This window comes from Clostridium sp. DFI.5.61, assembly GCF_024462915.1.
Lineage (GTDB): Bacteria > Bacillota > Clostridia > Oscillospirales > Oscillospiraceae > Lawsonibacter > Lawsonibacter asaccharolyticus.
The window spans coordinates 1-9248 of the sequence record NZ_JANGBZ010000093.1; the positions used below are offsets into that span (position 1 = coordinate 1).

The window sequence follows — 9248 nt, forward strand, 5'->3', positions numbered from 1 at the left end:
CCGGGCCCAGGACTTCGAGCAGGCAGCCATGCTCCGGGACGCGGAGGAGGATTTTCGGGAGGAGCTGAATCACTCCCGCCGGGCCTGGCAGGCCAGCCAGGAGCGGCGCTCGGTGGAGCCCTGCCACATCCGGGAGGTCCTCTCCCAATGGACCGGGGTGCCGGTCACCGATCTGGACGATGGGGACCGCCGGGCCCTTTTGGAGCTGGAGGACCATCTGCGCGGGCAGCTGCTGGGCCAAGATGCCGCAGTGGAACAGGTGGCCCGAGCCATCCGACGGGGACGGCTGGGACTAAAAGACGGCCGCCGGCCCACCGGCTGCTTCCTCCTCCTGGGTCCCAGCGGCGTGGGCAAGACCCAGCTGTGCCGGGCCCTGGCCGCTGTCCTCTTCGGCAGTCAGGACGCCCTGATCCGCTTCGATATGTCGGAGTATATGGAACCCCACTCCGTCTCCCGCCTCATCGGCTCCCCACCGGGCTATGTGGGCCATGAGGACGGCGGACAGCTCACCGAGGCGGTGCGCCGCTCCCCCTGGTCCGTGGTGCTGCTGGACGAGCTGGAGAAGGCCCATCGGGATATCTGGTCCATCCTGCTCCAGGTGATGGAGGAGGGGGTGCTTACCGACAGCCGGGGCCGCAAAACGGATTTCCGCAACACCGTGCTGGTCATGACCTCCAACCTGGGTTCCCAACGCTTCGTGCGGGGACCCGGCCTGGGCTTCTCCCCCGGCCCTGAGGGGGACCGAACCGCCCTGGAGCGGGAGGTGCTGGCCGACGCACGGAAGTCCTTTCCCCCGGAGTTCCTCAACCGTCTGGACGCCGCCCTTGTCTTCCACCCACTGGACCACACTTCCTTGGTCTCCATCACCCGGCAGCTGCTGGACCAGGCGGGGGCTCGCCTGGCGGAGCTGGGCGTCTCTCTGTCTGCGGAGGAGGGTGCGGTGGAACTGCTGGCCCGCAGCGGCGGGGACCGGGAGTACGGCGCCCGCCCTCTGCGCCGCGCGGTCTCCTCCCTGGTGGAGGACCCCGCCGCAGACCTGGTGCTGCGGGGTGCCCTGGTACCCGGAGACACGCTCCAGGTCTCCGTCTCCCAAGGCAAGGTCACAGTTCGCCCAGTTTCCCCGAAATGAACGGAAATATTGCACAATTTTCTCTTTCCTTTCCTTTTCTTTTGTGGTATAATGCCCATAAGGCGACCCCTCAGCACATGCACGGCCCCGCTGGTCACCAGCGGGGCTTGCCATATTCCCGTTTAGGAGGCATCGTTTCATGGAAGATCATCGTTCCAGCGGCATCCTGCTGGCCGTGTCCTCTCTGCCCGGCCCCTACGGCATCGGCTCCCTGGGCGGACCCGCCCGGCGGTTCGTGGATTTTCTCGCCGAGGCCGGGCAGCACTACTGGCAGATCCTGCCCCTTGTCCCACCGGGGGACGGCTCCTCCCCCTATATGTCCCCCTCCGCTTTTGCCGGCAACCCCTATCTCATCGACCTGGATGAACTGGCGGCCGAGGGGCTCCTCACCCCCCAGGAGCTGGACGGGGCCCGCTGGCCCGACCCGGACCGGGTGGATTACGACCATCTGGCCCAGACCCGTATCCCCCTGCTGCGGAAGGCCTGGGAACGCTCCCAAACCGCCCACCTCCAGTCTGACGCCCCAGACCTGCCCTGGCTGGAGGATTACTGCACCTTCGCCGCCCTCCACGACCGGTATCAAGCCCCTTTCTGGCAGTGGCCTGAGGACGCCCCTCCGCCGGAGCTGGAGGAGATTGATTTTCACCGTTTCCTCCAGGAGACCTTCTACCGCCAGTGGATGGCTCTGAAGAAATATGCCAGCCGGCGCTGCATCCGCATCATGGGTGACATCCCCTTCTACCTCTCCCCAGACAGCGTTCAGATGTGGCGCCAGCCCGAGCTCTTTCAGCTGGATGGGAAGGGCCATCTGGCCGCCTCGGCCGGCGTTCCCCCCGACGCATTTTCTGACCAGGGCCAGCTGTGGGGCAACCCCCTCTATGACTGGAAGGGAAACAAGCAGGGGGTCTTTGACTTCTGGAAGCGGCGCATCCAGTGGTGTGCCGCCATCTATGACGCCGTGCGTATCGACCACTTCCGGGCTTTCCACAGCTACTGGTCCGTCCCCACTGGCGCGGAGAATGCCCGGGAGGGCCATTGGGAGGATGGACCGGGGATGGAGCTCCTCCATGCCCTGCAAAAATCCGCCCCCCAGCTGGAGCTCATTGCGGAGGACCTGGGGGACCTGGGGCCCGAAGCCCTGCAGTTCGTCCGTACCTGCGGCATCCCCGGCATGAAGGTGATGGTGTTCGCCTTCGACCCCGTGGGGGAGAGCGCCTACCTCCCCCACAACTGCCAGCGGGACTCCGTCATCTATACTGGCACCCATGACACCCCGACCTTCCTCCAGTGGCTGATGGAAACCGACCCCGACTCCCGCCTGTTCGCCAGCCGCTATCTCCGGCTCCGGCAGGACGAGGGGCTGGGCTGGGGCGTGATCTCCGGCGCCTGGGCCGCTCCCAGCCGCCTGGCTATCGCCCCTCTCCAGGATGTACTGGGGCTGGGCAGCGACGCTCGGATGAACACCCCCGGCACTATGGGCAGCCAGAATTGGAGCTGGCGGGTCCGTCAGGAGGCCTTCAACCCCTACGTCTCCGGTAAGCTGCGTGAGATCACCCGCACCTACCGCCGCTGAAACAGCAGAGCAGCCCGTCGTGCCCCTTGGAGGGCTTGGCGGGCTGTCCTGTTCTTCTTGACGTGCCGCCTCCCAGCCGATACAATAACGAGAGAAAACGTGAGGAGGAAGATCCATGACCTATTCTGAAGTCCTGCAGGCCGCCAGGGGATGCAGCGGCCCTTACTGCAAAGCCTGCCCGGTATGCAATGGCCGGGCCTGCGGCAGCTCCATGCCCGGCCCGGGAGCAAAGGGCACCGGCACCGTCGCCGTCCGGAATTATGAGGCGTGGCAGAGCATCCGGCTGGATCTGGACACCATCTGCGAAAACAAGCCTGTGGACACCCGTTACACCTTCTTCGGGCAGCAGTACGATCTGCCCGTCTTTGCCGGCCCGGTGGGCGCCACCAAGCTGCACTACGGCGAAAAATATGACGACCAGGCCTACAACAGCATCCTGGTCCCGGCCTGTGCCCAGGCCGGCATCGCCGCCTTCACCGGCGACGGGACCGACCCCGCAGTCTTCACCGCCGCAGCCAGGGCCATCGGTGCCTCCGGCGGGAAGGGCATTCCTACCGTAAAGCCCTGGGACCGCAACACACTCTTCTCCAAGCTGGACGAGGCCAAGGCGGCCGGCGCCCAGGTCATCGCCATGGACATCGACGCCGCCGGCCTCCCCTTCCTGAAGGGGCTCCAGCCCCCGGCGGGCAGCAAGACGGTGGCGGAGCTGCGGGAGATCGTGGAGTACGCCGAAGTCCCCTTCCTGATCAAAGGCGTTATGACCGTGAAGGGGGCCCACAAGGCTCTGGAGGCCGGCGCGGCGGGCATCGTGGTATCCAACCATGGGGGCCGGGTGCTGGACGGTGTCCCCGCCACGGCTGAAGCCCTTCCCGCCATTGCCGACGCGGTGAGGGATCAGATGGTCATCCTGGTGGACGGCGGCATCCGCAGCGGCGTGGACGTGTGTAAGGCACTGGCGCTGGGTGCTGACGCCGTTCTGCTGGCCCGCCCCTATGTCACGGCGGTGTACGGCGGAGGAGCAGAGGGCGTGGCCCTGCTGACCCAGAAGCTGAAGGGGGAGCTGGAGGACACCATGGCTATGTGCGGGGTCCACAGTCTGAAAGAGATCACCAGAGAGATCCTTTTCTAAGTAAAATATAGAGATAACAAGCGGCTCCCACGTGTCTTCGGCATATGGGAGCCGCTCTGTTTGCAGAACGAAAAACGGGCCCGCGGAGCGATGCTCCGCGGGCCCGTTTTTTGTTCAATATCCGTAGGGCCTCCCTGTCTCCGGGTTGATGATGGGGTCCGTCCCGCTGGGGTCCTCCGTCTCTCCGCCCTGAGGCGCGTCCGGGTCCTCCTGTCCAGGGTCGGCGGCACCCCCGCCGCCCTGCCCTGTGGGATCCAGTGGGTTGGTGTTGGGATTCCACGGATCGCTGGGGTCCCATGGCTGGTTGGGATCAAAGGGCAGATCCGGGTCGGGCTGGGCCGCAGTGTGGACCGTACAGGGCCCGGCCTCCTGGGTCACACCCAGAAAATACTTGGCGTCCTCTGCGCTGGCGCCTCCCACATCCTCCCGCTGGTAGCCCAGCAGGCTCACTTCCTGCCGGCTCTCCTCCGGGCAGAATTCCCCGGCCAGGTGGTACAGGCCGGTCTCCTCACCGTTTCCATCCAGGATGGGGCAGTCCAAACATACCGTAACAGTGGTCTCCGCCGTGTGGCTGGTGCAGAATTCGGTCGGCGCATCGCCCTGGAAGACGGTTCCTCTGGCTGTACGGTCCCCCCGCGGGTCCATCCGGCAGTAGTCGGTGGCCAGCAGGCCACTGTCCAGGCAGTAGGTGACGGTGGTCAGCCCGGCGGGCTCAGAGAACTTCCGGTCTTCCAGCCCCTCGTGGACACCGGACATGACCAGAGTCCACATCTTCAGGGCCGGGTTCCCGGAGGCAGGCACCCGCTCGTTTTGCTCAAAGCCCACCCAGACCGCCGCGGTGTAGTAGGGGGTGTAGCCCACGAACCAGCGGTCGTACTTGTCATCGGTAGTACCGGTCTTGCCGGCGATGGCCATGCCGCTGTCAAAGTTGCCCGACGTATTGACCCGGGTGACCACTTCCCGCAGGATGGAGTTGACATAGTAGGCAGTCTCCGACTTGAGCACGGCCTCGGACTCAGGCTGGTTTTCCAGCAGTACGGTCTCCACGCCGTCCACCTCCCGGGTCACCTTGGTGTAGGTGCGGGACTTCTGATAGAGGCCGCCGTTGGGGAACACCGCGAAAGCCTCCGCCATGTCCCGGGTGTTGACGCCGTAGGTCAGGCCGCCCATGGAAAGGGGGGCCACCCCGATGTCGCTCTTCATCTGGCCGCCTATCTCCACACCATCCTCCAAATCGAGGTGGAAGTGCTCCTCCACAAAGTTGAAGCTGTTCTCCGGGGTGACCAAGTCGGCCAGCACCCGCACGGACACGGTGTTATAGGAGTTGGACAGGGCCTGACGCACGGTGACCAGTCCCCGGTAGCGGCCGTCCACGTTCACCGGCCAGGGCCGGCCGCCCATCACCTCGTGGGGATAGTCATCCAGCACGGAGATGGGGCTGATGAGGCCCATCTCAAAGGCGGGGGCGTACACCGACAGAGGCTTGATGGAGGAGCCGGGCTGACGCTTGCTGTCGGTGGCGAAGTTCATCCACAGGTTGCCCGTCTTCTCCCCCACCCGGCCGGCGATGCCCACTAGGTTGCCCGTCTCGTTGTCGATGACGGTGATGGCGGACTGGAGCTGCTGACCGCTGCTGGAAGTGTAGTCCAGGTTGGTGCGGTCGCTGTATATCTGCTCCACCTGGGCCTGGACATCCGGGTCCACACAGGTATAGATAGACAGGCCGCCTCTGGTCAGCAGCAGGGAGACCGCCTCATCGCTGTATCCGTACTGGGCCTTCAGGTCGTCCTTCACATCGGAGATGACCTGCTCCTCATACCAGGAGTAGATGGTAGAGGGAGTGGACTCCCCCGCCGCCCGGTCGAAGACCAGCTCCTGGGCCACGGCCTCATCATACTCCTCCTGAGTGATATAGCCCTGGTCCAGCATGCTCCACAGCACCAGTTCCTGGCGCTCCTTGTTCTTGTCCCGGGCAGTCTTCTGCTCCCCGGTCTCCGAGTTGGTGAAGACAGCATCGGAGTAAGGGCCATAGATGGTGGGGTTATTGGTGATGGAGATCAGGCTGGCGCACTCCGCCAGGGTGAGCTCCTGCACGGGCTTGCCAAAGTAGTTCATGGCCGCCGCCCCTACACCCCGACAGCGGTCCCCCAGCCAGATGAAGTTGAGGTACCACTCCAGAGTGGTCTCTTTGGTGTAGTCCTTGTCGAACTGGAGGGCTCGGAAGATCTCGATGACCTTCCGCTTGACGGTGACATCGTCGTACTGGGTCAGGTTTTTGATGAGCTGCTGGGTGATGGTGGAGCCGCCCTGGATATCCTGACCAGTGAACATGTAGAGGATGGCCGCAGCGGTGCGTTTCCAGTCCACACCGTTGTGCTCCCAGAACCGCCGGTCCTCAATGGCCACGGTGGCGTTGATCAGGTCTTCGGGGATGTCCTCATAGTTCACCCACTCGGCGTTCTCCTCTGCCGCCAGAGTGACCAGCTCCCGGTAGTTCCCGGTGTCCTGGTCCATGTAGTACATCACGCTGTTTTCTCCCACCGCGAACTGGCTCAGGTCCACGGCTCCGGCCTCCGGGATGATGACCGTCTTGATATAGACGGCGGCGAAGCAGCACAGGATTGCCCCCGTACACAGCCCCACAAGCAGCAGGGTGCCCAGCACCTGAAGGATGCGCCTGCCCACATGGCCGCCGCTCTCCTTCCGCTTCTTCTTTTTTCCGGACTTGCGGGGGGCGTAATCCCGCTCCCCGTAATCGTTGTTCTCGTTATATAAACGACTGTTCTGTTCTTCTGACACGTTACTTCCTCCGTTGGGGACAGGCCCCCGGGCAGTTGATAGATCCTCCGCTCCGGCAGCCGCCCCGGACGGGGCGGGACACCGGATATCTAGCATATTATATCATAATATTCCCGTTTGTCCACCTTTATGATTTCCACCGGGCAAAAGGTCGCTTTTCTCCCCTGTGAAAATTTGGGGCCTCCGGGCCTTGCTTTTTTCTTCAAGTCGGGGTACAATAGGTCCAGAACAAAACAGCGGGAGGGATCTCCATGAGTGAAGAATTCGGCCCTGACTTTATTACCGTCACCGACGAGGACGGCAATGACTTCGAGCTGGAGCACCTGGACACCCTGGAGTACAACAACGAAGTCTACATGGCCTTTTTCCCCGCCGTCTCAGAGGATGCCCAGGAGGGCGAGCCTGCTGACATCGACCTGGATGACGAGGAGTACGGCCTGATCATCATGAAGGTGGTGGAGGAGGACGGCGAGGAGCTGCTGTCCACCCTGGACAGCGATGAAGAGCTGGACCTGATCTACAACCAGTTTATGGAACGTCTCTTTGCGGACGAAGAGATGGAGGATTGACCGAACTGGATCTCCTGCTCGGTGCGTGATGGGCTCTTTTAAACCCACATTTCTAAAACGGGACACCCCCTCACAGCGTGGCTTGCAGGCCTCCCGGCTGCCCCTGCGGCATGCTGGAAGTTGGAAGCAGTAAAGCGCTGTGGAGGTGACCCACCTGCCAGTCGTGCAGGTTTTAAACGGGCCCACACGGCCAGAGCGGGGTATAAATGATCCATTTGGAACTGGGGCCGCGGCTTTGCCGCGGCTCTTTTTTACACCTGCTCCCTCCCCGGAAACATGAATAAAATGTAAAAGCTGCCCCCGCCCAGAGGAAAACCCGCTTCTCCTCTTGAAAGTTGGGGTCATTTCTTATATAATATCAAGAAATGTGCGGTCGTGAACCACGCGCATTGCCAACTGAACGAGAGGACTGAACAAACTGTGAGTGCATCCCGAGAGAAGAAGACCCGCCAGGACCCGAGCGGTCAGGGTCTCAGTGAAAAGAAGCTCAAGCAGCAGCAGGAGGAGCGTCAGACCCATGTCCACCACATCGTCTACACGGTGCTTGCCGTTCTGGTGGTCCTGTTCGGCGTCGGCCTTCTGATCTGGAACAGCAATTTCTTCCAGAGCCGCGCCGCCGCCGTCACCATCGATGGGCAGGACTACACTGCCGCCGATGTGCAGTACTACTACAACGGCGCCCTTCAGCAGGAGATCTACAACAGCTACAGCGGCGCCAGCACCATGGACTACACCCTCGATCCCGAGGACCAGATCTACGACGAGTCCACCGGCGAGACCTGGCGCGACCATCTGCTGGACGTGGCCATCCAGACCCTGACTCAGCAGGCGGCCATTGCCAACGAGGCCCAGGCCAGCGGATACACCATGTCCGCCCAGGCCCAGGAGAGCCTGCAGAACACCCTGGACTCCATTCAGGCCGGCACCATCACCTCCGGCTACGGCAGCAAGGACGCCTATGTCCGCGCCAACTACGGCCCCACCATGAGCTATGACAAATTCGTCCAGATCATGGAGCGCTACTATCTGGCCGCTGACTACGCCCAGAGCCAGGTGGACTCCTACACCTACGACGACAGCCAGCTGGATGCCTACTATGAGGAGCACGCCGACGAGCTGGACACCTTCACTCTGTCCCAGTTCGTTTTCCAGGCCCGGGTGAACACCGTGGACGACGAGGGCAACACCATTGAAATGACCGATGAGGAGAAGGCCGCCGCCCTGGAGGAGGAGAAGGCCGCCGTTAAGGAGCAGGCCGAGGCGCTCCAGGCCCGCCTGGAGGCCGGGGAGGACCCGGAGGCCCTGGCGGAGGAGTTCAGTGACTCCCTTTACTCCTCCGAGGTGGCGCTGGAACAGATGGGCTCCACCGTCAATTCGGAATACAGCGAGTGGGCCTATGACAGCGCCCGCCGGCCCGGCGACATCACCTTGGTGGAGTATGCCGGCGGCAGCAGCGAGAGCTATAACTACTGCGTAGCCCTCTTCCACGACCGTGTACGGGATGACGCCCCCACCGCCGATGTGCGCCACATCCTGATCGGCGCCGCCGACGCCAACATCACCCCCACCGAAGAGCAGTATGAGCAGGCAAAGGCCAAGGCGGAGGAACTGCTGGCCCAGTGGGAGGCCGGCGATGCCACTGAGGACTCCTTTGCCCAGCTGGCCCAGGAGAACAGCGCTGACACCAGCTCTGCTTCCAACGGCGGGCTGCTCCAGTATGTCTCTCCTTACTCCGGCTATGTGGACACCTTTACCCAGTGGTCCCTGGACCCCAGCCGCCAGCCCGGAGACACCGGCATCATCCAGAACACCGGCAGTTCCGTCAAGGGTTATCATATCATGTACTTTGCAGGCTGGGACGACCCCGTCTGGGCCGTCAGCGCCAAAAACGCCCTGAACAACGAGCAGTACAGCCAGTGGGCCGAAAAACTGGCCAGTGCCTGCACTGTCACCCGGGGCAGCGGTCTGAAATATGTGGAGTGATCCTCCCAATCAATACGAGCGGGGGGGGGGGGGGGGGGGGGGGGGGGGGGGGGGGGGGGGGGGGGG

At 63.2% G+C, this 9248-nt stretch carries 6 protein-coding genes and 1 other RNA gene; 6 read left to right on the forward strand and 1 reads right to left on the reverse strand.

Features of this window, described 5'->3' with window-relative positions:
- The 3 genes from NE584_RS18725 to NE584_RS18735 all read left to right on the forward strand — a co-directional run.
- Positions 1 to 1129: AAA family ATPase (locus NE584_RS18725; RefSeq protein ID WP_256183489.1), on the forward strand; the 1129-nt coding region annotated here is incomplete at its 5' end.
- A gap of 139 nt (positions 1130 to 1268) precedes the next feature.
- Positions 1269 to 2702: a 4-alpha-glucanotransferase gene (gene malQ, locus NE584_RS18730; protein WP_108980526.1), complete on the forward strand. Its 1434-nt coding sequence runs from the start codon at positions 1269 to 1271 to the stop codon at positions 2700 to 2702.
- Positions 2703 to 2817: 115 nt separating this feature from the next.
- Positions 2818 to 3831 carry an alpha-hydroxy-acid oxidizing protein gene (locus tag NE584_RS18735; RefSeq protein WP_108980525.1) on the forward strand — a complete coding sequence of 338 codons (1014 nt, stop codon included), beginning with the start codon at positions 2818 to 2820 and terminating at the stop codon, positions 3829 to 3831.
- A 114-nt stretch (positions 3832 to 3945) separates the two neighbouring features.
- Here NE584_RS18735 and NE584_RS18740 read toward each other — a convergent pair whose 3' ends face one another.
- Positions 3946 to 6630, reverse strand: coding sequence for a transglycosylase domain-containing protein (locus NE584_RS18740; protein WP_170116216.1), 2685 nt, complete (start codon positions 6628 to 6630; stop codon positions 3946 to 3948).
- A 251-nt stretch (positions 6631 to 6881) separates the two neighbouring features.
- Between NE584_RS18740 and NE584_RS18745 the strand changes: the two genes are divergently transcribed.
- The 3 genes from NE584_RS18745 (at position 6882) to NE584_RS19940 (ending at position 9182) form a co-directional block, all read left to right on the forward strand.
- Complete coding sequence (locus tag NE584_RS18745; RefSeq protein ID WP_050623410.1) at positions 6882 to 7199, forward strand: DUF1292 domain-containing protein; 318 nt, start codon at positions 6882 to 6884, stop codon at positions 7197 to 7199.
- A gap of 8 nt (positions 7200 to 7207) precedes the next feature.
- Positions 7208 to 7405, forward strand: a non-coding RNA gene (gene ssrS / locus NE584_RS18750) — 6S RNA.
- 214 nt (positions 7406 to 7619) lie between these two features.
- Positions 7620 to 9182 carry a peptidylprolyl isomerase gene (locus NE584_RS19940; RefSeq protein ID WP_050623409.1) on the forward strand — a complete coding sequence of 521 codons (1563 nt, stop codon included), beginning with the start codon at positions 7620 to 7622 and terminating at the stop codon, positions 9180 to 9182.
- Positions 9183 to 9248: the final 66 nt, after the last annotated feature.

Excerpts from the sequence above, each read along its gene's own strand:
- malQ (WP_108980526.1), top strand. The coding sequence starts at position 1,269 with ATGGAAGATCATCGTTCCAGCGGCATCCTGCTGGCCGTGTCCTCTCTG.
- NE584_RS18745 (WP_050623410.1), top strand. The coding sequence starts at position 6,882 with ATGAGTGAAGAATTCGGCCCTGACTTTATTACCGTCACCGACGAGGAC.
- NE584_RS18735 (WP_108980525.1), top strand. The coding sequence starts at position 2,818 with ATGACCTATTCTGAAGTCCTGCAGGCCGCCAGGGGATGCAGCGGCCCT.